At 69.8% G+C, this 22,769-nt stretch carries 18 protein-coding genes; 11 read left to right on the forward strand and 7 right to left on the reverse strand.

Annotated elements, in window-relative coordinates:
- Positions 1-149 precede the first annotated feature (149 nt).
- Positions 150-1,493, forward strand: coding sequence for an MATE family efflux transporter (locus ACRWNP_RS01140; RefSeq protein ID WP_431958944.1), 1,344 nt, complete (start codon positions 150-152; stop codon positions 1,491-1,493).
- 84 nt (positions 1,494-1,577) lie between these two features.
- On the opposite strand, the gene rplI is transcribed toward ACRWNP_RS01140, so the two are convergent.
- The 4 genes from rplI to rpsF form a co-directional block, all read right to left on the reverse strand.
- On the reverse strand, positions 1,578-2,027 hold the full coding sequence (gene rplI / locus ACRWNP_RS01145; protein ID WP_319161432.1) for a 50S ribosomal protein L9: 450 nt from the start codon (positions 2,025-2,027) through the stop codon (positions 1,578-1,580).
- Between the two features lie 17 nt (positions 2,028-2,044).
- Positions 2,045-2,281 carry a 30S ribosomal protein S18 gene (gene rpsR / locus ACRWNP_RS01150; RefSeq protein WP_026250812.1) on the reverse strand — a complete coding sequence of 79 codons (237 nt, stop codon included), beginning with the start codon at positions 2,279-2,281 and terminating at the stop codon, positions 2,045-2,047.
- A gap of 44 nt (positions 2,282-2,325) precedes the next feature.
- Positions 2,326-2,904 carry a single-stranded DNA-binding protein gene (locus tag ACRWNP_RS01155; protein ID WP_431958945.1) on the reverse strand — a complete coding sequence of 193 codons (579 nt, stop codon included), beginning with the start codon at positions 2,902-2,904 and terminating at the stop codon, positions 2,326-2,328.
- A 61-nt stretch (positions 2,905-2,965) separates the two neighbouring features.
- Complete coding sequence (gene rpsF / locus ACRWNP_RS01160; protein ID WP_018558167.1) at positions 2,966-3,256, reverse strand: 30S ribosomal protein S6; 291 nt, start codon at positions 3,254-3,256, stop codon at positions 2,966-2,968.
- A 291-nt stretch (positions 3,257-3,547) separates the two neighbouring features.
- Here rpsF and ACRWNP_RS01165 point away from each other — a divergent pair, with 291 nt between their 5' ends.
- From ACRWNP_RS01165 to ACRWNP_RS01175, 3 genes are all read left to right on the forward strand, one after another.
- Entirely contained in the window at positions 3,548-3,883 is a 336-nt protein-coding gene (locus ACRWNP_RS01165; protein ID WP_431958946.1) for a hypothetical protein, read from the forward strand.
- 142 nt (positions 3,884-4,025) lie between these two features.
- Positions 4,026-5,147, forward strand: a complete 1,122-nt coding sequence (locus ACRWNP_RS01170; protein WP_431958947.1) for a lipid II:glycine glycyltransferase FemX — start codon at positions 4,026-4,028, stop codon at positions 5,145-5,147.
- 51 nt (positions 5,148-5,198) lie between these two features.
- A complete protein-coding gene (locus ACRWNP_RS01175) occupies positions 5,199-6,230 on the forward strand; it encodes an alanine racemase (protein ID WP_431958948.1) in 1,032 nt (343 codons plus the stop codon).
- 31 nt (positions 6,231-6,261) lie between these two features.
- Here the strand turns inward: ACRWNP_RS01175 and ACRWNP_RS01180 are convergent, their stop codons facing one another.
- The gene (locus ACRWNP_RS01180) at positions 6,262-7,845 is read right to left on the reverse strand and encodes a glycosyltransferase family 87 protein (protein ID WP_431958949.1); all 1,584 of its coding nucleotides are present in this window, start codon (positions 7,843-7,845) and stop codon (positions 6,262-6,264) included.
- A gap of 140 nt (positions 7,846-7,985) precedes the next feature.
- Positions 7,986-10,697 (reverse strand): transglycosylase domain-containing protein, encoded by a 2,712-nt coding sequence (locus ACRWNP_RS01185; protein WP_431958950.1) that lies wholly within the window; start codon positions 10,695-10,697, stop codon positions 7,986-7,988.
- A gap of 349 nt (positions 10,698-11,046) precedes the next feature.
- Between ACRWNP_RS01185 and ACRWNP_RS01190 the strand changes: the two genes are divergently transcribed.
- The 4 genes from ACRWNP_RS01190 (at position 11,047) to ACRWNP_RS01205 (ending at position 14,736) form a co-directional block, all read left to right on the forward strand.
- A complete protein-coding gene (locus tag ACRWNP_RS01190) occupies positions 11,047-11,697 on the forward strand; it encodes a PadR family transcriptional regulator (RefSeq protein WP_018558161.1) in 651 nt (216 codons plus the stop codon).
- Positions 11,698-11,720: 23 nt separating this feature from the next.
- On the forward strand, positions 11,721-12,803 hold the full coding sequence (locus ACRWNP_RS01195) for an inositol-3-phosphate synthase (protein WP_431958951.1): 1,083 nt from the start codon (positions 11,721-11,723) through the stop codon (positions 12,801-12,803).
- A 99-nt stretch (positions 12,804-12,902) separates the two neighbouring features.
- Positions 12,903-14,192 carry an MFS transporter gene (locus ACRWNP_RS01200; RefSeq protein ID WP_431958952.1) on the forward strand — a complete coding sequence of 430 codons (1,290 nt, stop codon included), beginning with the start codon at positions 12,903-12,905 and terminating at the stop codon, positions 14,190-14,192.
- A gap of 94 nt (positions 14,193-14,286) precedes the next feature.
- The gene (locus tag ACRWNP_RS01205) at positions 14,287-14,736 is read left to right on the forward strand and encodes an LppU/SCO3897 family protein (protein WP_431958953.1); all 450 of its coding nucleotides are present in this window, start codon (positions 14,287-14,289) and stop codon (positions 14,734-14,736) included.
- 84 nt (positions 14,737-14,820) lie between these two features.
- Here the strand turns inward: ACRWNP_RS01205 and ACRWNP_RS01210 are convergent, their stop codons facing one another.
- Positions 14,821-16,236, reverse strand: a complete 1,416-nt coding sequence (locus ACRWNP_RS01210; protein WP_431958954.1) for a CCA tRNA nucleotidyltransferase — start codon at positions 16,234-16,236, stop codon at positions 14,821-14,823.
- A 140-nt stretch (positions 16,237-16,376) separates the two neighbouring features.
- Between ACRWNP_RS01210 and ACRWNP_RS01215 the strand changes: the two genes are divergently transcribed.
- The 3 genes from ACRWNP_RS01215 (at position 16,377) to ACRWNP_RS01225 (ending at position 22,755) form a co-directional block, all read left to right on the forward strand.
- On the forward strand, positions 16,377-18,803 hold the full coding sequence (locus tag ACRWNP_RS01215) for a DUF6049 family protein (RefSeq protein WP_431958955.1): 2,427 nt from the start codon (positions 16,377-16,379) through the stop codon (positions 18,801-18,803).
- A 33-nt stretch (positions 18,804-18,836) separates the two neighbouring features.
- On the forward strand, positions 18,837-20,900 hold the full coding sequence (gene murJ, locus ACRWNP_RS01220) for a murein biosynthesis integral membrane protein MurJ (RefSeq protein ID WP_431958956.1): 2,064 nt from the start codon (positions 18,837-18,839) through the stop codon (positions 20,898-20,900).
- 121 nt (positions 20,901-21,021) lie between these two features.
- On the forward strand, positions 21,022-22,755 hold the full coding sequence (locus ACRWNP_RS01225; protein WP_431958957.1) for a protein kinase family protein: 1,734 nt from the start codon (positions 21,022-21,024) through the stop codon (positions 22,753-22,755).
- The last annotated feature ends 14 nt before the right edge of the window (positions 22,756-22,769 follow it).

A 22,769-nucleotide genomic window follows, 5' to 3' on the forward strand; every position in this document is an offset into this window, starting at 1 on the left:
TTTCTTCGTCCACCCACTGTGGAAAAGAAAAACTTGCCCGCTCGGCCCAAGATCACGACAAACGGCACGGAGGTGATCACCCCACACAGCAAGAGGTAAGAGGCAGCATCTCCTTGCGTCCCTTACATGTGGATGATTACCCTGGCCGGGTGCCCCAGGTCGCCGAAGTCTCCCCCCAGCAGGCCGTACGCCGCCACGACCGCGAGATCATCGCCCTCGCGCTGCCCGCCTTCGGCGCCCTCGTCGCCGAACCGCTCTTCCTCATGGCCGACAGCGCGATCGTGGGCCACCTCGGCACGTCGCAGCTCGCCGGCCTCGGCGTCGCGGGCGCCCTGCTCACCACCCTCGTCGGCGTCTTCGTCTTCCTCGCGTACGCCACCACCGCCGCCGTCGCCCGCCGGGTCGGCGCGGGCGACCTGCCCGCGGCCATCCGCCAGGGCATGGACGGCATCTGGCTCGCCCTCCTCATCAGCGCCGCCGCGGTCGCCGTCGCCGTCCCCGCGGCACCCGCCCTCGCCGACGTCTTCGGGGCCTCCGGCACCGCGGCGCCGTACGCCGTCACCTATCTGCGGATCAGCGCCCTCGGCATCCCCGCGATGCTCGTCGTCCTGGCGGCCACCGGTGTGTTGCGCGGGCTGCAGGACACCCGCACCCCGCTCTACGTCGCCGTCGGCGGCTTCGCCCTGAACGCCGTGCTCAACGTGGTGCTGGTGTACGGCGCCGGGCTCGGCATCGCCGGATCCGCCTGGGGCACGGTCATCTCCCAGAACGCGATGGCGGCCGTCTACCTCGGCGTCGTGGTCCGCGGTGCCCGCCGGTACGGTGCCTCGCTCCGGCCCGACCTCGCCGGGATCCGCGCCTGCGCCCAGGCCGGGACGCCCCTGCTGATCCGCACGCTGAGCCTGCGCGCCGTCCTGCTGCTCGCCACCGCGGTGGCGGCCCGGCTCGGGGACGCCTCGATCGCCGCCCACCAGATCACCACCACCCTCTGGTCGCTGGCCGCCTTCGCCCTGGACGCCATCGCCATCGCGGGCCAGGCCATCATCGGCCGCTACCTCGGCGCTGACGACGTGGCCGGGGCCCGGGCCGCGAGCCGCCGCATGGTGCAGTGGGGTATCGCCTCGGGCGTGCTGATCGGTCTGGTCCTGGCCGTCTCCCGGCCGCTGATCACCCCGCTGTTCACCTCGGACCCGGCCGTGCGCTCCGAGCTGATGACCGTCCTGCTGGTGGCGGCGCTCTCCCAGCCGGTCTGCGGCGTGGTCTTCGTGCTGGACGGGATCCTGATCGGCGCCGGCGACGGCGCCTACCTGGCCTGGTCGATGATCGTCACCCTCGCCGTCTTCGCCCCGGCCGCGCTTGCCGTACCCGCCCTGGGCTGGGGCCTCACCGCCCTGTGGTGGGCGATGGGGCTGATGATGCTCACCCGGCTGGCCGGCCTCCACTGGCGCGCCCGCTCGGGGAAGTGGGCCGTCACCGGCGCCGTGCGCGCCTGACACCGCGGCCCCTCCCGTGAGCGGCAAGACGCCGGGCCCGGAACCTCGCGGTTCCGGGCCCGGCGTTCACGCGGTGCGTGCGGGTCAGGCGGCGACGACCTCGACGTCGAGAGCGGCCTCGACCTCGGGGTGCAGGCGCACCGACACCTTGTGGGAGCCCAGCGTCTTGATCGGGGAACCGATCTCGATCCGGCGCTTGTCCACGTCCGGACCACCCGCGGCCTTGACGGCGGCGGCGATGTCGGCCGGGGTCACCGAGCCGAACAGCCGGCCGGCGTCGCCCGCGCGGGTCGACAGCTTGACCTTGACGCCCTCGAGCTGGGCCTTGAAGGAGTTGGCCTGCTCGACGGTCGCGATCTCACGGATCCGGCGCGCGCGGCGGATCTGCTCGACGTCCTTCTCGCCACCCTTGGTCCACGCGATCGCGAAACCGCGCGGGATCAGGTAGTTGCGGGCGTAGCCGCTCTTGACCTCGACGACGTCGCCGGCGGCGCCGAGGCCGCTGACCTCGTTGGTGAGGATGATCTTCGCCATTGCTCAGTCACCCTTCCTTAGCGAGCGGTCGAGGTGTAGGGCAGCAGCGCCATCTCACGGCTGTTCTTCACGGCCGTGGCGACGTCGCGCTGGTGCTGGGTGCAGTTGCCGGTGACCCGACGGGCACGGATCTTGCCGCGGTCGGAAATGAACTTCCGCAGCAGGTTCGTGTCCTTGTAGTCGACGTACGTGATCTTGTCCTTGCAGAACACGCAAACCTTCTTCTTAGGCTTGCGAGCAGGCGGCTTCGCCATTGTCTCTCTCCAGTGTGATCAAGAAGTTTGGTGCGCTGCCGCCCTTAGAAGGGCGGCTCGTCCGAGAAACCGCCGCCGCCGCCGGAGCCACCGCCCCAGCCGCCGCCGCCCTGGCCGCCACCGGCCGGAGCGCCGGTCGCCCACGGGTCGGCGTCGGGCGCGCCGCCCTGGCCGCCACCGGGGCCACCGCCCCAGCCGCCGCCCTGGCCGCCACCGCCGCCGTAACCGCCCTGGCCGCCGCGCGAGGCGCCGCCGCCACCGCTGGCCCGGGTGATCTTGGCGGTCGCGCTGCGCAGGCTGGCGCCGACCTCGTCGACGTCCAGCTCGTAGACCGTCCGCTTGACGCCCTCGCGGTCGTCGTACGAGCGCTGCTTCAGACGGCCCTGCACGATGACGCGCATGCCCTTCTGGAGCGACTCGGCCACGTTCTCCGCCGCCTGCCGCCAGACCGAGCACGTGAGGAAGAGGCTTTCGCCGTCCTTCCACTCGTTGGTCTGCCGGTCGAAGGTGCGGGGAGTGGACGCGACACGGAACTTCGCGACCGCCGCACCCGAGGGGGTGAAGCGCAGCTCGGGGTCGTCGACGAGATTGCCGACGACCGTGATGACGGTCTCGCCTGCCATGGTGAGTGACCTCTCGGCGTTGCTTGGCTTCTCGGTTTCCCGACTGCCTGAGCCCGCAGGCTCAGTGGGTCTCGGGACGGAGGACCTTGGTCCGGAGGACCGACTCGTTCAGGTTCATCTGACGGTCGAGCTCCTTGACGACCTCAGGAGTGGCGTTGAGGTCGATGACCGAGTAGATGCCCTCGGGCTTCTTCTTGATCTCGTACGAAAGACGACGACGGCCCCAGGTGTCGACCTTCTCGACCTTGCCGCCCGCGTTGCGGACGACGCCGAGGAAGTTCTCGATCAGCGGGGAGACAGCACGCTCCTCGAGATCGGGGTCGAGGATCACCATCACCTCGTAGTGACGCATGTGGAACCCACCTCCTTTGGACTCAGCGGCCACGGCGTTTCCGTGGCAGGAGGGTTTGCATCGCGTCGCAACGGTATCGCGGCCCACTGACAACGCCCGGAGCGTTCCGGGGATCGCTCCCCGAAGGCCCTGCGGGGCCGTCGTGTGGGCCTGCACAGACACCGGTGCAGACGGTACACACTACCCGCCTCGTGGCTTCCGGTTGAAATCCGGCCCCGGAAGCCCGCAATCTGTACACATCGGGTGTGTCCGGCGCTACGATGCGCCACCTCTCCATCACGGAGGTGCCTCATGGCACAGGCAGTGCGACCCACTACCGGCAGCCGTCTCTACCAGCGAGTACTCAGCACCCTCAACTCCGACGGCAGGCCCCATCCGGTGGAGAACACCCTGGCCGTCGTGACCGTCGTGCTCGGCCTGGTCTCCGCCATCGCGGCCTTCTGGGACAGCCTGCACCTGCTCAGCTCCTGGGCGGGCCTGGCCGGCATCCTCGTCGGCGCCTTCGGGCAGTACCGCTCCGCCACCACGGCCGAGCGCTTCTTCTTCATCATCGGCATGGGGCTGGCCGCGATCGGCTTCTACCTCGGCATGGCGCACGGCGGGCTCTTCGGCGGCGTGGTGTCCTGACCGACCGTTCCCGGCCCCCGCCGGACGAAGCCGCGGGCCTAGTTGTCCACAGCCCTCGTGGGGGCGTTCGCCGTTCGCAGTAGGCTTCGGCGCAGTAATGCAGTCAGCAATGCCGTAGCCGCAGCGATGGGGAGCGCCCCGCATGAGCTTGACCCTGAGGACCATCAGTCGGGAACAGCACCTGGCGTACATCCAGAGCCTGCCCTCGGCAAGCCACTGCCAGGTTCCCGCCTGGGCCGACGTCAAGACCGAGTGGCGCTCGGAGAACCTCGGCTGGTTCGACGACAAGACCGGTGAGCTGGTCGGCGCCGGCCTGGTTCTCTACCGGCAGTTGCCCAAGGTGAAGCGCTACCTCGCCTACCTCCCCGAGGGCCCGGTGATCAACTGGTACGCGCCCAACCTGGAGGAGTGGCTGCGCCCGATGCTGGCGCACCTGAAGCAGCAGGGCGCGTTCTCCGTCAAGATGGGCCCGCCGGTCGTCATCCGCCGCTGGGACGCGGCCGCCATCAAGGCCGGCATCGCCGACCCCGACGTCAAGCGCCTGCGCGACGTCGAGGCGACCTTCATCGAACCCCGTGCCTTCGAGGTGGCCGACCGGCTGCGCCGCATGGGCTGGCAGCAGGGCGAGGACGGCGGCGCCGGCTTCGGCGACGTGCAGCCCCGCTACGTCTTCCAGGTCCCGCTGGAGAACCGCAGCCTGGACGACGTCCAGAAGGGCTTCAACCAGCTGTGGCGGCGCAACATCAAGAAGGCCGAGAAGGCCGGCGTCGAGGTCGTCCAGGGCGCCTATGACGACCTGCCCGTGTGGCAGCAGCTGTACGAGGTCACCGCCGAGCGCGACCACTTCCGCCCGCGGCCCCTTTCCTACTTCCAGCGCATGTGGCAGGTCCTCAACTCGGAGGACCCCAACCGCATGCGGCTGTACTTCGCCAAGCACGAGGGCGAGGCGGTCGCCGCCGCGACGATGCTCGTCGTCGGCCGGCACGTCTGGTACTCGTACGGGGCCTCGGCCAACCACAAGCGCGAGGTGCGGCCGAGCAACGCCATGCAGTGGCGGATGCTGCGGGACGCCTACGCGCTCGGCGCGAGCGTGTACGACCTGCGCGGCATCAGCGACTCGCTGGACGAGAGCGACCACCTCTTCGGTCTCATCCAGTTCAAGGTGGGCACTGGCGGGCAGGCTGCCGAATACTTGGGCGAGTGGGACTTCCCGCTCAACAAGCTGCTGCACAAGGCTCTCGACATCTACATGTCCCGCCGCTGACCCGCGTGCCCGACTGACCGCAGACACCGCAGAAAGGTCCTCGTTCCGGCCATGGCGCTCACCCTGTACGTCGACACCGCGCGCTGGCGTGCGCACCAGCAGTCCGTGGCGGAGCAGTTCCCCGGACTGGTCCCCGTCTGCAAGGGCAACGGGTACGGCTTCGGCCACGAGCGCCTGGCCGAGGAGGCGATCCGTCTCGGCTCGGACATCCTCGCCGTGGGCACGACGTACGAGGCCGCCCGGATCAAGGACTGGTTCGGCGGGGACCTGCTGGTGCTGACCCCGTACCGGCTGGGCGAGGAGCCGGTACCGCTGCCGGACCGCGCCATCCGCTCCGTGTCCTCCGTGGAGGGCGTGCGCGGCCTGGTCGGCGCGCGGGTCGTCATCGAGGTCATGAGCAGCATGAGGCGGCACGGCGTCAGCGAGGACGACCTGGTCAAACTGCACTCGGCCATAGACGACGTCCGCCTGGAGGGCTTCGCCATCCACCTGCCGCTGGACCGCACCGACGGCTCCGACGGCGTGGAGGAGGTCTTCGGCTGGATGGAGCGGCTGCGCGCGGCCCGGCTGCCGCTGCACACCATGTTCGTCAGCCACCTCAAGGCCGGCGAGCTGACCCAGCTGCGCAACCAGTTCCCGCAGACCCGCTTCCGCGCCCGGATCGGCACCCGGCTGTGGCTCGGCGACCACGAGGCCACCGAGTACCGGGGCGCCGTCCTGGACGTCACGCGCATCGCCAAGGGCGAGCGCTTCGGCTACCGCCAGAACAAGGCCTCCGAGGACGGCCACCTGGTCGTCGTGGCGGGCGGTACGTCGCACGGGGTGGGCCTTGAGGCCCCCAAGGCCATGCACGGCGTCATGCCGCGCGCCAAGGGCGTCGCGAGGGCCGGCCTGGCCACCATCAACCGCAACCTGTCGCCCTTCGTGTGGGCGGGCAAGCAGCGCTGGTTCGCCGAGCCCCCGCACATGCAGGTGTCGATCCTCTTCCTGCCGGGCGACGTGGCGCCCCCGGCGGTCGGGGACGAGCTGGTGGCGCACCTGCGGCACACGACGACGCAGTTCGACCGCGTCGTCGACCGCTGAACGCCCCGGGCACCCGGGGCGTCCCCCGCCCTCAGTGGGGCGGGGCAGGCGGGACAGGCGGCGCCGGGTCCACGCCCCACTGCACCACCGGGCGCGGCTCGCCGTACCCATGCTCGTAGCCGTAGCCATAGCCATAGCCGTCCTCGGGCCCGCCCTGCAGCGGCGCCGCGTGCCGCGGCCGGTGCGAGGACCGCCCCAGCACGAACACGTCCTCCGCCCCGTCCAGCACGCCCCCGGAGGGGTCGTCCGAGCCGTCCTGGCGCACCGCGTCGCGCTCGGGGAAGGCGATGTCCCGGACGACGACCGCGCACAGGTACAGCGTCCCGATCAGGTGCGCCGCGATGGCCAGGTGGTAGCCGTCCTGCGGCAGGCCCTTGCTGTTGCCGCCCGTCGTGTACGCCAGGTACGACCAGATCCCCAGGAAGTACATGACCTCGGCGGCCTGCCAGATCAGGAAGTCCCGCCAGCGCGGCCGGGCGAGCGCCGCCAGCGGCACCAGCCACAGCACGTACTGCGGCGAGTAGACCTTGTTGGTCAGGATGAAGGCCGCCACGACGAGGAAGGCCAGCTGCGCGAAGCGCGGGCGCCGTGGCGCGTACAGCGCCAGCGCGGCCATGCCGGCGCAGAACAGCAGCATGAGCGCGCTGGCGTAGAAGTTGGCGCCGTCGATCGACTTGCCGGTCTGCTGGGAGATGATCAGCCAGACAGAGCCGTAGTCGACGCCCCGCTCCTGGCTGAAGGTGTAGAACTTCGCCCAGCCGTCCCGGGCGAGCAGCATCACCGGAAGGTTCACCACCAGCCAGGACGCCACGGCACCGCCCACCGCCGCGCTCCAGGCCCTCAGCTTCCCGGCCCGCAGACACAGCAGGAACAGCGGCCCCAACATCAGCACCGGGTAGAGCTTGGCGGCCGTCGCCAGCCCGATCAGGATGCCCGCGGCCGCCGGACGGCCGCGCGACCACAGCATCATCCCGGCCGCCGCGAGGGCGACCGCGAAGAGGTCCCAGTTGATGGTCGCGGTCAGCGCGAACGCGGGCGCCAGCGCGACCAGCAGTGCGTCCCAGGGGCGGCGCCGGTTGGTCCGGGCGACACAGACCGCGATGACGGCGGTGCAGACCAGCAGCATCCCGGCGTTGACCAGCCAGTAGATCTGTTCCCGGTGCTGGATCGTGCCCCCGTGCGGGGTGAGCCAGGAGGCGACCTCCATGAAGAGCCCGGTCAGGACCGGGTATTCCAGGTAGCCCATGCCGCCGGAGACCGTGTCCGGGATGTGGTCGAAGTACGGGACGAGGTCGTCCGCGAAGCCCCGGCCGTAGTACAGGTGCGGGATGTCGGAGTAGCAGGCGTGGCTGTACTGGGCGTTCGCCCCGAAGAACCAGCCGCTGTCGTAGCACGGCAGCTTCTGCACCATGCCCAGCGCGAACATCCCGATGGCGATCAGCACGACCACGCGCAGGGGGTTCCACCAGCCCCGCCGCCCCACGGCCGCGAAGCGGCCGAGCGGGCCGCCGATGACCTCGCTCCCGGCCACGGCGACCGGGTCCTCACGGGTCGGGGGCACGACCGCCTCGGCCTCCGAGGCCTCGTGGTGGGGGTCTTCGCGCACGATCGTCATGGGCCACATCCTGCCCTACATCGCAGCGTGCGGAGCGTCGGATCCCCATGCCGCCCGCCACCCGCCGGGAACGGCCGCGGCCGCGGAGGGCGTACTGCCCTCCACGGCCGCGGATCACTGCTCTGCGCAACGCGGGGCGGTCAACCGCCCGTACCCGCGATGAGTCCGCCGTTGCCGTTGCCTCCGTTGTTCTTGCCGGTGCTACTGGACGTCGGGGTCGACGTCGGGGTCCCGCTGGTGCCACCGTCCGTGGCTCCGCCGCCGTTGCCACCGCTGCCGTCCTGGCAACCCCACTGCCAGGGCTTGCAGGCCCCGGAGTCGGTCGGGGTCGGCCTGCCCTGCGGCCGCGACTCGGTGGGGGTCGGGTTGGTGGTCGGAGACTCGCTCGGGGTGGCCGAGACCGAGGGGCTCGCCGACGGGGCGCCGAGCTGGTCCTTGACCTGGCCGATCTTCTCGGGGTCGGGGAAGCCGGTGTCTTCCTTGCCCTTGAGCGCCTGGGACATGTACTTCGCCCAGACCTCCGCGGGCATGTCACCACCGTGCGCCGACGCGAGCCCCGCGGTGCCCGCCATGCCGATCAGACCGGGCTTCTTGGGGTTCTCGCGGAACAGGACCACCGAGGTCGAGAGCTGCTTGGTGTACCCGACGAACCAGGCGGACCTGGTTCCCTTCTCGCTGTCCGTGGTACCCGTCTTGCCCGCGACCGTGCGGCCCACCGTCAGGGCCTTCTTGCCGGTGCCGTTCTTGACCACGTTCTCCAGCACGTCGGTGACGTTGTTGGCGACGTTGCTGTCGATCGCGTCCCGCTTGATCTTCGGCTTGCCGAAGCCCGGCACGACACTGCCGTCCTTGACCACCTTGGTGACGGAGTAGGGCTCGGCCTGGGTGCCCGACGCGGCGAACGTCGCGTAGGCGTCGGCCATGCGGATGGCGGACGGCTTGGACGTGCCGATCGAGAACGAGGCGTTCAGGGACTCGAAGCTCGACTCCAGCACGCCCGCGTTCTTCGCCATCTCGGCCACCTTGGGCAGCCCGACGTCCTCACCGAGCTGCACGAAGGGGGTGTTGATGGACTGCTCCATCGCCTTGCGCAGCGTGATGTAGCCCCAGGGGTACCCGCTCTCGTTCTTCTGCTTGAAGACGCTGCCGTCCTTCCTCAGGACGTAGTTGCCCTCGTGGTCCTTGATCTTGAGCAGGTCGTTGCCGTTGTACTTGCTCTGCGGTGACAGCCCGACACCGTTGGTCTGGTTGGTGCCGTACTGCATTGCCGCGGCCAGCACGAACGGCTTCCAGGTGGAGCCGACGGGGACACCCGTGGTGTTGGCGTTGTTGTTGAACTGGCCGTGCTCGAAACCCTCTCCGCCGTACAGGGCGACGATCCTGCCGTCGCCCGGCACCACGGACGCCGCGCCGAACTGGACGAACTTGTCAGCCTCGCGCTTCTTGGGGTCTATGTTCTTCTTGCGGACCTCGTCGACGGCCTTCTTGAGCGACTCGACCTTCGCCTTCTCGAAGGTCGTGTGGATCTCGTAGCCGCCCTTGTCCAGCTGGCTCTGGCTGATGTCGGTGTGGCTCAGCACATAGCTCTTGGCGATGTCGACCAGGTAGCTGATCTGACCGCTCATGCCGGCGGTCGCCTTGAGGCCCTGCGGTTCGGGGTACTTGGCCACGGCCTTGTCGTACTCGGCCTTGGTGAGGCCCTTGTCCTTGTACATCTCGCCGAGGATCCACTTCCAGCGTTCCTCGGAGTTCTTCCGGTTCGCCTTGGGCGTCGCGATGGGGTCGATGTTCGTGGCCCCGGCCGGGTCGTAGTACGTCGGGCCCTTGAGCAGCGCGGCCAGGAAGGCGCACTGGCTCGCGTTGAGGTCCTTGGCGTCCACTCCGTAGTAGGTCTGCGCGGCCGCCTGGATGCCATAGGCACCACGCCCGTAGTACGAGGTGTTCAGGTAGCCCTGCAGGATCTCGCGCTTGTCGAGCTTCGTCCCCACCTTTATGGAGATGAAGAGCTCCTTGAACTTGCGGCTGACCGTCTGGTCCTGGCTCAGGTAGGTGTTCTTGACGTACTGCTGGGTGATCGTCGAACCGCCCTGCGCGTCACCGCCTCTGGCCATGTTGAACAGCGCCCGGCCGACGCCCATGGGGTCGACACCGGAGTCTTTGTAGAAGGTCTTGTTCTCCGCCGAGATGACCGCCTGCTGCATCTCCTTGGGGATGTCGGCGAGCGTCACGTTCTGCCGGTTGGCACCGGAGCCGGTCGCCACCATGCGGGTGTTGTCCGCCCAGTAGTAGACGTTGTTCTGCGACTTGGCGGCGTCGTTCTCGTTGGGGATGCCCACCATCGCGTATCCGACGCCCGCGACGGTGACCATGCTGCCGAAGAAGAACAGGCACAGCCCGGAGACGAGCTTCCAGGACGGCATCCAGCGGCGCCATCCGTCCTTCCCCCAACGGGGGTAATCGATGATGCGCTTCTTGGGCGGCTGGCCACCGCCACGCCCGCCCTGCGCGGCCGTGGCGGCACGGCGACGGCCGCCCTTCTGCGTGGACTGGGCGGCACGGCGCGCGGCTGCCCGCCCCTGGTAGGGCGGCTCGGCCCCGTGGGCCCGGCCACCGGTCCCCGCGCGGCCCCCCGCGCCCGCACCCGCACCCTGACGGGGGGGTTGTTGTCCCATGCCCTGGCGCGGGCCGTGGCCCTGCCCCGAACCGGTTCCGTGCGGGCCGTACGGCTGCGGCCTCGGCGGCCCAGCGGCCCGCCGGCCGCCAGGCGGCGGGGGCTGCTGCTGCGCGCCGCGCCGGGCGGCGGCCCGGCCGTCGCCGGGCGACTGCGGCGGCTTGCGACGGTGCTCGCTCATGAACAGCTACTCCTAGGACAGGCGGAATCGCCTGAAAGCGGCAGTTGGTTTTCCGGTCCCCCCGGCGTGCGATGGCCGCACTGCACCAGGGACAAGGACGCTGACTGACGTCACTCGGTTCCCGATGCTCTGCATGGCGAACAGAGTACGCACGGTCAAAAGAGGTTCTAGCCAGATGTTCATCACATTACGGACGGTTGACGGTGGACGGATCTCGCGATGTGACGCCGGTCACGGTGGGCCGTCTTGCCCTACCGGGAGAAGTCGTTCTATCGTCGCGATGTATCGAGCCGATACATCACGGCGAGATAAGAGGCGACGACAGCCCGGACGGGAGGGAAACGAGGACATGAGCAAGCGCTCCGGCATCCTCGAGTTCGCCGTCCTGGGCCTGCTGCGCGAATCCCCGATGCACGGTTACGAGCTGCGCAAACGGCTCAACACCTCGCTCGGTGTGTTCCGCGCGTTCAGCTACGGCAGCCTCTACCCCTGCCTCAAGACACTGGTCACCCAGGGTTATCTGGTCGAGGAGACCGGCCCTGAGCCAGATCCGCTCGCCGCGCCGCTGGCCGGCCGACGGGCCAAGATCGTGTACCGGTTGACGGCGGCCGGCAAGGAGCACTTCGAAGAGCTCCTCGCCCACTCCGGCCCTGACGCGTGGGAGGACGAGCACTTCGCGGCTCGTTTCGCCTTCTTCGGCCAGACGTCCAGGGACGTACGGATGCGTGTCCTCGAGGGGCGGCGCAGCCGCCTCGAGGAGCGCCTGGAGAAGATGCGCGCGTCCCTCGCGCGTACCCGTGAGCGGCTCGACGACTACACGCTCGAGCTGCAGCGGCACGGCATGGAGTCGGTGGAGCGAGAGGTCCGCTGGCTGAACGAGCTGATCGAGACCGAGCGGGCAGGGCGTGGCAAGCAGCCCCCGGCCGCTCCGTCCGCCGATGCCGAGCAGGACAACCAACAGGAAAACGGCGGACCCGGCACGCGCCGGGGACCCGCGTGACGATTACACAGGGAGCAACCGGAATGGGTTCGGTTCGCGTAGCCATCGTTGGCGTGGGCAACTGCGCCGCATCGCTGGTGCAGGGTGTCGAGTACTACAAGGACGCCGATTCGGGCAGTCGCGTGCCTGGCCTCATGCACGTGCAGTTCGGCGACTACCACGTGCGTGACGTAGAGTTCGTCGCTGCCTTCGACGTGGACGCCAAGAAGGTCGGCCTCGACCTCGCGGACGCCATCGGTGCCAGCGAGAACAACACCATCAAGATCTGCGACGTGCCGCAGAAGGGCGTGACCGTCCAGCGCGGCCACACCCTGGACGGTCTCGGCAAGTACTACCGCGAGACCATCGAGGAGTCCGCCGAGGAGCCGGTGGACGTCGTGCAGGTCCTCAAGGACCGCCAGGTCGACGTGCTCGTCTGCTACCTGCCCGTGGGTTCCGAGGACGCGGCGAAGTTCTACGCCCAGTGCGCCATCGACGCCAAGGTCGCCTTCGTCAACGCCCTGCCGGTCTTCATCGCCGGCACCAAGGAGTGGGCGGACAAGTTCACCGAGGCCGGTGTGCCGATCGTCGGTGACGACATCAAGTCGCAGGTCGGTGCCACTATCACGCACCGCGTGCTGACCAAGCTCTTCGAGGACCGCGGTGTCATCGTCGAGCGCACCATGCAGCTGAACGTCGGCGGCAACATGGACTTCAAGAACATGCTCGAGCGAGAGCGCCTGGAGTCCAAGAAGATCTCCAAGACGCAGGCCGTCACCTCCCAGATCCCCGACCGCGACCTGGGTGAGAAGAACGTCCACATCGGCCCCTCGGACTACGTGGCCTGGCTGGACGACCGCAAGTGGGCGTACGTCCGCCTCGAGGGCCGCGCCTTCGGCGACGTGCCGCTGAACCTGGAGTACAAGCTCGAGGTCTGGGACTCCCCGAACTCCGCGGGTGTCATCATCGACGCGCTGCGCGCGGCGAAGATCGCCAAGGACCGCGGCATCGGCGGCCCGATCCTGTCGGCGTCCTCCTACTTCATGAAGTCCCCGCCGGTGCAGTACTTCGACGACGAGGCCCGCGAGAACGTGGAGAAGTTCATCCGCGGCGAGGTCGAGCGCTGAACAGCGGCTTAACCCCCGTCACCGCTCGTCGTACGACGCGACCGCGCAGGCCCCCGGGTATGGCACCCGGGGGTTTGTGCGTCATGTGAGGCTGTGCGCATGCCCGTTGTCCGTGATCTCCGTGTGCTGCTGCGCTTCCGGGACTTCCGCCGGCTGCTGACGGTTCGGCTGCTGTCCCAGCTCTCCGACGGGGTCTTCCAGGTGGCGCTGGCTGCCTACGTGGTCTTCTCCCCGGAGAAGCAGACCTCGCCGGCCGCCATCGCCTCCGCGATGGCGGTCCTGCTGCTGCCGTACTCGCTCCTCGGGCCGTTCACGGGCGTCCTGCTGGACCGCTGGCGACGCCGGCAGGTCCTTCTCTACTGCAACCTGCTGCGGGCGGTGCTCTCCCTCGGCACGGCCGTACTGATGCTGCTGCGCGTCCCGGACTGGCTCTTCTACCTGTCCGCCCTCTCGGTCACCGGCATCAACCGCTTCGTACTCGCCGGCCTTTCGGCCGCCCTGCCCCGCGTCGTGGACGGGGAACGCCTGGTCATGGCGAACGCGCTGTCCCCGACCGCCGGCACGCTCGCGGCCACCGCGGGCGGCGGGGCGGCCTTCCTGGTGCACCTGGTGGTAGCCGAGGGCACCCGCTCCGACCTCCTGGTCGTGGTCCTGGGCGCCGTCCTCTACCTCTGTGCCGGGCTCGCCGCGCTCACCCTGGGGCGGGACCTGCTGGGGCCGGACCCGTCCCGTATCCAGCCGCGGGTGCGCGAGGCGCTGCTCAGCACCTTCCGCGGTCTGGTGCACGGCCTGGGACATCTGCGCCGGCGGCCGCGCGCCGCACGCGCCCTGGCCGCGATGACGGCGATGCGCTTCTGCTACGGCGGACTCACGGTGACGGTGCTGATGCTCTGCCGCTACGCCTGGTCGGGATCCGAGGGGGCCCACCATGGCACGGCGGACGGACTGGCGCTGCTCGGCCTGGCGGTCGCCGTCTCGGGTGCGGGCTTCTTCACGGCGGCCGCCGTCACCCCCTGGGCCACCGGCCACTTCGGCACCTTCGGCTGGATCACGGTCTGCGCGGGTTCGGCCGCCGTCCTGCTTCCCGGACTGGGCCTCCCCTTCGAGCCGGCCCCCGTACTGGCGGCGGCCTTCGTGCTGGGGCTGGCCACCCAGGGGGCGAAGATCGCCACAGACACGGTGGTCCAGTCCTCGATCGACGACGCCTACCGGGGGCGGATCTTCTCGATCTACGACGTGCTGTTCAATGTCGCCTTCGTTGGCGCCGCGGCCATCTGCGCACTGGTCCTCCCCCCGGACGGCCGCTCCGCGGGGCTCCTTCTCGGGCTCTCCGCTGTCTACGCCGCGGTGGCGTTCGGCACCGCCAGGACCCCACGTCGTTTCACGTGAAACAGCCGCCCCGGCGGGGGGCCTGTCCGACCCGTCCAGTAACGTTCGCGCGTTCACAGGAACTGACAGGTTCATCCCAGGGAGGGGAACCATCATGGCGACTCCGCCACCTCATGACACCCACAGCCCGACCCCGCAAGGTCAGCCCGGCGCCTTCCCGCCTCCGCAGGGCCAGCCCGGCGCCTTCCCGCCGCCTGCCGCGCCGCCGCGGCGCGGCAGGAACATCGGCAAGCGCATCATCGGCGTGATCGTCACCATCGTGGTCATCATCGGCGTGCGGTTCGCCTTCTCCCAGTTCGACCAGACCGACGCCGAGACGTCGAAGGTCGGCGGCTGCCTCCACAACAAGGGCACCGACAAGAGCCCGGACCTGGTGGACGTCGACTGCTCCTCCGGCGACGCCCAGTTCAAGATCGTCAAGAAGTTCGACGACTCGACTGACCAGAAGCAGTGTGAGTCCGTCACGGAGTCGGACGTCTACTACACCCAGTCCGGGACCGACTTCAACAATGTCGTGCTCTGCCTGCAGAGCATCACCAAGTGATGGGGTCGCCGTTAAGGCAGAGGGGGTCGTGTTTCACGTGAAACACGACCCCCTCGGTTCGTCCGGTACCCGGACGGGGTGCGCTCAGCCCTGCGCGGCCCACCACTCCTTCAGCGCGGCCACGGCGGCCTCCTCACCCAGCGGGCCGTTCTCCAGGCGCAGCTCCAGCAGGTGGTTGTACGCCTTGCCGACCTGGGGGCCCGGGGGGGTGCCCAGGATCTCCATGATCTGGTTGCCGTCCAGGTCCGGCCGGATCGCGTCCAGCTCCTCCTGCTCCTTCAGCTGCGCGATGCGCTCCTCGAGCCCGTCGTAGGTGCGGGACAGGGCCGCGGCCTTGCGCTTGTTGCGGGTCGTGCAGTCGGAGCGGGTCAGCTTGTGCAGCCGCTCGAGCAGCGGTCCGGCGTCCCGGACGTAGCGCCGGACAGCGGAGTCGGTCCATGCCCCGGTCCCGTAGCCGTGGAAGCGCAGATGCAGCTCGACCAGCCGGGCGACGTCCTTGACGATGTCGTTCGGGTACTTGAGTCTGGTCAGCCGCCCCTTGGTCATCTTGGCCCCGACCACCTCATGGTGGTGGAAGGAGACCCGCCCGTCGGACTCGAAGCGCCGGGTCCGCGGCTTGCCGATGTCGTGCAGCAGCGCCGCGAGGCGCAGGATCAGGTCCGGCCCCTCCGTCTCCAGTGCCATCGCCTGTTCCAGGACGGTCAGCGTGTGCTCGTAGACGTCCTTGTGCCGGTGGTGCTCGTCGCGCTCCAGTCGCAGCGCCGGCAACTCCGGGAGGATCCGTGCGGCCAGGCCGGTCTCCACCAGCAGCTGCAGACCCTTGCCGGGGTGCTCGGAGACGACCAGCTTGCTGAGCTCGTCCCGGATGCGCTCGGCGGAGACGATCTCGATGCGGTCGGCCATCTCCGTCATCGCCCTCACGACCTCGGGCGCCACTTCGAAGTCCAGCTGGGCGGCGAAGCGCGCGGCACGCATCATCCGCAGCGGGTCGTCGGAGAAGGAGTCCTCCGGGGTGCCGGGAGTGCGCAGCACCCGCTGGGCGAGGTCGCCGAGCCCGCCGTACGGGTCGACGAACTCCGCCTCCGGCAAGGAGACCGCCATCGCGTTGACGGTGAAGTCCCGGCGGACCAGGTCCTCCTCGATCGACTCCCCGTAGGAGACCTCCGGCTTGCGCGAGGTGCGGTCGTAGGCCTCGGAGCGGTAGGTGGTCACCTCGATCTGGTAGCCGTCCTTGCGGCACCCGACCGTGCCGAAGGCGATGCCCACCTCCCAGACGGCCTCCGCCCATCCGCGGATGATCCTCAGCACCTGATCGGGCCGGGCGTCGGTGGTGAAGTCGAGGTCGTTGCCGAGCCTGCCGAGCAGGGTGTCGCGGACCGAGCCGCCGACGAGGGCAAGCCGGAATCCGGCGTCCCGGAAGCGACGGCCGAGGTCCTCGGCCACCGGCGCGATCATGGGCGCGGTCTTCAGGGTCTGGGGGGCGTTGTTGGCATTCGGCACAACAGAAAAGGGTACGTGCCCATGCGCCCCGCGGCGGACCGGTTTACCGGCGCCGGCGATCATCCCGACGCCTCCGCGCCCCGGACTGTATCGATCTTGTGGCCCACTCACAGCACTTCGGGTCATCAAGCATCGTTACCATGCCAGGACGCACATCCGATGACGACGAGGACGGCCAGCGCGTGGGCGAGGCGGCACAGCACCCCGGAGGAACTCCGGCCCGTTCGAGGCTGCGCCGGGCCACGGCGCTGCTCGTGGGCGCCACCCTCTTCTCCGGCCTGGTCCAGGCCCGTACGGCCCCCCCGGCGTACGCGGACACCCCCGACGGCCGGGTCGTGGACGTGTCGGTGAACTCGCTGTCCCCCACCGTCCCCGCCAAGGGCGACGCCCTCACGGTGACCGGGACCGTCACCAACAAGAGCAAGCACGCCGTCAGCGGCGCCCACGTGGGCGTGGAGATCGCCCCTCAGGGCCCGCTGAGCAGCCGCAGCGCCATCGGCGACGTGTCCACCGGCGCGCCCCACAGCCCGACCGACGGCGAGGAGGTCCCCGGGCACACCGTGCCCGTGGACGACCTGCCGGCGGGCATCACCCGCAGCTTCACCCTGGAGATCCCGGTCGAGGACCTGGATCTGGGCCCGGACGGCGTCTACCAGCTCGGGGTCTCCCTGACCGGGCAGACCAGGAACCGCGGCTACGACGAGTACCTCGGTATCGAGCGGACCTTCCTCCCCTGGTACCCGGACGGGGACGCCAAGCCGACCCGCTACACCTTCCTGTGGCCACTGGTCGACCGCCCGCACCTCGCCGTGCGCAGCGAGGGCGACGACCAGCAGAGCCCGATCTTCCTCAACGACGACCTCGCCAAGGACCTGGCGCCCGGCGGTCGTCTGCAGCAGATGGTGGCGCTCGGCCGGGACCTCCCCGTCACCTGGGTCGTCGACCCGGATCTGCTCGCCACGGTCGACGCGATGACGCGCCGGTACCAGGTCGCGGGACCCGGGGGTGATCTCGATCACACCACGTCGGGGACCGGCACCGAGGACGCGAAGCGCTGGCTGAACAGCCTCAAGGAGGCCGTGGCCGGCGAGGAGGTCGTCGCGTTGCCCTTCGCCGACCCCGACATCGCCTCCATCGCCCACCACGGCAAGGATGTCCCCGGCACCCTGAACCACCTCAAGACCGCCACGGAGCTCGCGACCGCCACAGTCGAACCCATCCTGGGCGTCACCCCCGACACGGACGTCTCCTGGCCCGTGGAGGGCGCCGTGGACTCCTCCATCGTCGACGTGGCCACCTCGGCCGGCGCCGACAAGGTGATCGCCCGCAGCGACAGCCTCGGCGAGTCGGACGACCTCCACTACACCCCCACCTCGGCGCGGCCCATCGGCGGCGGCACCACCGCGGTCGTCGCCGATGCCGGGCTCTCCAAGGCCTTCCAGGGCGACATGACGAAGGCCGGGCCCTCGGCCCTCGCGGTCCAGAAGTACCTGGCGCAGACCCTCATGATCACGATGCAGGCGCCCGACCGGCAGCGCAGCGTCGTCGTCGCCCCGCAACGCATGGCCAAGGCCTCTCAGGCCCAGGCCATGGCCCAGGCCATTACGGAGGTCGCCCGGAGCGGCTGGGCCGAGACCGTGGACTTCTCCGCGGCGGCCAGGGCCACCCCCGACCCCCGGGCGAACCGCAAGGTGCCCGGTGCCGGCTCCTACCCCAAGCGCCTGCGCAAGCAGGAGCTGAGCACCTCGTCCTTCCGTGAGATCCAGGGGACCCAGGGCAAGCTCGACGACTTCATGGCCCTCCTGAGCAAGCCCGACCGGGTGCGGACCCCCTTCGGCAACGCGCTGATGCGCTCGATGTCCACCGAGTGGCGCGGTTCCCCCCGGAGGTCCGCCGCCTACCGCATGGCCATCTCCGACTACCTGTCCGACCTGATGAGCCTGGTCTACCTGCTCCCCAAGACCGGGACACTCACGCTGTCCGGCCGCAGCGGCACCATCCCGGTGACCGTGAAGAACGAGCTCGGCCAGACGGTGCAGGGCCTGGAGCTGCGCCTCACCTCCAGCCAGGGCAACAGCCTCAACCCGGGCGACGCACAGCCGGTGACCGTGGAGGGCGGCCACACCCGCTCCCTGAAGTTCGAGGGCACCGCTGCCCGCAACGGCCTGAACACCGTCACCGCCCAGCTCTACACGGCGGACGGCGCCAAGTTCGGTTACCCCATCACCTTCCAGGTGGATGTCACCTCCATCACATCCACTGTCATGCTGGTGATCGCCGCGGGGCTCCTGCTGCTCGTGCTGGCAGGCGTCCGGATGTACCACCAGCGCAAGCGCCGCGCGGCCGCCGACGGCGAGGACGGCGACCCGGACCCCTCCGAGGACGACGCCGAGGACGACGCCGACCCGTCCGGTGACGGGGACACCGGCGAGGACGAGGACGACGCCGCAGAGGGCACCATGGGTGACCGGGACGGCGTCCTGGACGAGCAGCCGGGTGACCTGGCGCCGGACACCTCCCCGGAAAGTACGGACCCGTCCGGGACGGGTGAGAAGGTGGACCGATAGCCAGCGAGCCATGGCCGATGAGGTGGGGCAGAGATGAACGCACCGTACGACGGTGAGCGCGAACGGGAAGCCGGGGAGAGGTTCCCCGAGCAGCCCGGGCAACACCCTGCCGCGCCCGACCCGTACCTGCAGGACACCTACGCCCACGATCCGTACCGGCGACAGGATCCGACTGCGCAGGACCCGGTGGGCGAGGTGCTCTACGACCGCACCGCGCACCCGCCGGCCCAGCCCCATGCCTACGGACCGCCGTACGCCCACCAGGAGCCGTACCGGATGCCGTACGCCGACAACGCCAACACACGGTACGTCGGTGTGGACGAGCTCGTCTCCAACGCCCCGGACGAGGACGGGAGGCCGGCGCCGGCGGACGAGTACGTCCACCTCTTCCGTGAAGAGCCCGCACAGGCGGCCCCCGCGGAGCCCGAGCCCGCGGCGGCGCCCGTGGCCGGGAAGCCCGGCGGGCGGGCCGGCAGCATCCTCAAGTCCAGCGCACTCATGGCGGCCGGCACCCTCGTCTCACGGGTCACCGGCTTCCTGCGCACCCTGGTCATGGCCGCCGCGATCGGCGTCGGCACGCTGAACGACGGCTACCAGGTCGCCAACACCCTGCCCACCATGATCTACATCCTGGTCGGCGGCGGCGCCCTCAACGCGGTCTTCATCCCGCAGCTCGTGCGGGCCATGAAGAACGACGAGGACGGCGGCGAGGCGTACGCCAACCGCCTGCTCACCCTGGTCGTCGTCGGCCTGGCGGCCGTCACCGCCGTCTGCGTGATCGCCGCACCGGTCTTCATCCAGGCGATGTCCCACGACATCGCCTCCGACCCGGTCAGGTTCGAGGTCGCGGTCGCCTTCGCCCGCTACTGCATCCCCACCATGTTCTTCATGGGGCTGCACGTCGTGCTCGGGCAGATCCTCAATGCCCGCGGTCGCTTCGGCGCGATGATGTGGACCCCGGTCCTCAACAACATCGTCATCATCGCCACCTTCGGCGCCTTCATCTGGGCCTTCGGCTCCTTCACCGGCACCCGTGTCACCTCCGGGACCATCACCCCCGACGGGGTCCGGCTGCTGGGCCTCGGCACCCTGCTGGGCCTGGCGGTCCAGGCGCTGGCGATGCTCCCCTACCTGCGCGACGCCGGCTTCCGGATCCGGCCGCGCTTCGACTGGCGCGGCCACGGCCTCGGCCACGCGGCGAAGCTGGCCAAGTGGACCTTCTTCTTCGTCCTCGCCAACCAGGTCGGCATGATCGTCCTCACCCAGTTCGCCACGGCGGCGGGCGCGGCGGCCGAGAAGACGGGCCACGAGGGTGCCGGCATCACCGGCTTCAACTACGCGCTGCTCCTGTGGCAGATGCCCCAGGCCATCATCACCGTCTCGGTGATGACCGCCGTGCTGCCGCGGATCTCCCGCGCGGCGGCCGACGGTGACGCCGCCGCCGTCCGTGACGACCTTTCCTACGGCCTGCGGACCTCGGGCGTGGCCATCGTGCCCGCCGCGTTCGCCTTCCTCGCCCTCGGCCTCCCCATGGCCACCCTGCTCTACAGCAGCTCCGGCGAGGGCGCGCTGAACATCGGCTACATCCTGATGGCCTTCGGTCTCGGGCTGATCCCGTTCTCGGTGCAGTACATCGTCCTGCGCGGCTTCTACGCGTACGAGGACACCCGCACCCCCTTCTACAACACGGTCATCGTCGCCGCCTGCAACGCCGTCGCGGCCGCCGTCTGCTACTTCGTCCTCCCCGCCCGCTGGGCCGTGGTGGGCATGGCCGCCGGGTACGGACTGGCCTACACGATCGGCGTCGGAGTGGCGGTCAAGCGGCTGCGCAGGCGCCTCGGCGGCGACATCGACGGCAAGCGCGTGGTGCGCACGTACGCCAGGCTGTTCGGTGCGTGCATCCCCGCCGCGGCGGGCGCCGGCGCCGTCGTCTACGGTGTCTCGCACTCGCTGGGCCACGGCGCTGCCGCATCGTTGCTGTCGCTGGTACTCGGCGCTCTCGTGCTGGGCGGGATTTTCTTCATCGCCGCCAAACGGATGCGCGTCGAGGAGATGACGGCCATGGTCGGCATGGTCAGGGGCCGGCTGGGCCGCTGACGGCGTTCCACTGCGCAACCTTCGTGGGCCGTCGTGTGTCGTGCATAGCGGTGGACTGTTGGCACAATTGTCCTCGGCTGTGTTGTCAGATCTTGCAACGGATGGGGAGGCAGGAACGACGGTGGCGGAACGGAGCACGGCTGCCGTCGGAGTGGCCAACGAGAGCGGCGAGAAGAAGATCGCCGCCCATGCGGACAGTGCCACGGCCGACGAGGCGACGGACCGGAGCGAAGAGCAGGACGCGCCACAGCAGACCATCCCCGAGGAGACAACACCGACCCCTTCCGAACCGCCGGAGCTCCACAGCGGCCACAAGCTCGCCGGGCGCTACCGCCTGGAGGAGTGCCTCACCCGTGCCGAGGGCTTCAGCAGCTGGAGGGCGGTGGACGAGAAACTGCGCCGGGCCGTGGGCATCCACCTCCTGCCCGCGGACCACAGCCGGGCCCGTTCGGTGCTGGCCGCCGCCCGCTCCGCCGCCCTGCTCGGTGACCCCCGTTTCGTCCAGGTCCTCGACGCGGTCGAGGAGAACGACCTCGTCTACGTCATCCACGAGTGGCTCCCGGACGCGCGCGAACTGACGGCCCTGATCACCGCCGACCCCCTGGAGCCGCACGAGGCCCACCAGATGGTCAGCCAGATCTCCCAGGCCATGGCGGCCGCTCACCGTGAGGGCCTGGCTCATCTGCGGCTCGGTCCCGATTCCGTCCTGCGTACCGAGGCCGGCCAGTACCGCATCCGCGGTCTGGCCGTCGCGGCCGCGCTGCGCGGCATCTCCTCCGAGCGCCCGCAGCGCGAGGACACCGAGGCGATCGGAGCCCTCCTGTACGCCTCGCTCACCCAGCGCTGGCCGTACCCGGAGGACGACCACGGGCTCACCGGCCTCCCCAAGGACGTCGGCCTCGTCGCGCCCGACCAGGTGCGGGCGGGAGTCCACCGGGGACTGTCGGAGCTCGCCATGCGCGCCCTGGTCAACGACGGGGCGACGGCCTCTCGCCAGCCGGGACCCTGCACCACCCCCGAGGAGCTGGCCAAGGCCGTTACCGCGATCCCCAAGATCCGGCCGCCCGAGCCGACGACGGGGCCCTACTCGCGCACGACCTACCAGCAGGGCTCCTACCGCCAGCCCCCGGCGGGCCCCGCGTCCCCCGGCGCCACGGCGACCCTCGCCCCCACCCCGCCCCCAACGCTGCCCGGCCGCACCGGCAAGGCCCTCAAGTGGTCCGTCTCGGCCCTCCTCATCGTCGCCCTCGGTCTCGGCAGCTGGCAGCTCGCGGAAACCCTGATGGACCGCGAGAACCAGGCCAAGTCCGGTGGCACCGCCTCCTCGCACACCTCGGGCGGCGACGGCGGCACCGACAACGAGACGAGCAACGTCACCCTGAATCCGCTTCCGATTCAAGGCGCGGCCGAGTACGCGCCCTACGGCGGAGCCCAGCACCCGAACGATGTCAACGCCACGTATGACAGCAAGACGTCCACGTACTGGCGCACGAACAGCTTCTCCGACGGTCCCGAATTCGCTCCCTCCGTCAAGAAGGGCGTCGGCATCGCCTACGACCTGGGAGCGGCGAGGAAACTCAGCCAGGCTTCGATAGACCTCTATTACGGCGGCGACCACACGACGGTCACTCTCTACGCGGCCGACTCACTGGAGAGCACGGCCAAACCGAGCCAGCTGAAGCCGCTGGCCACCGTCACGACCAAGGACAAGGTGGCGACGCTCTCCCTCAAGGCGCCCGTGGAGACGCGCTATGTCGTCGTCTGGCTGACCGCCCTTCCCTACTCAGAAGCCGACGGGTACTCCGGAGCCGGCCACAAGCAGGCCATCACCAATGTGAGGTTCGAGGGGCAGTAGCCCCGCGGGGAGGG

This window comes from Actinacidiphila sp. bgisy160 (assembly GCF_965342435.1).
Classification (GTDB): domain Bacteria; phylum Actinomycetota; class Actinomycetes; order Streptomycetales; family Streptomycetaceae; genus Actinacidiphila.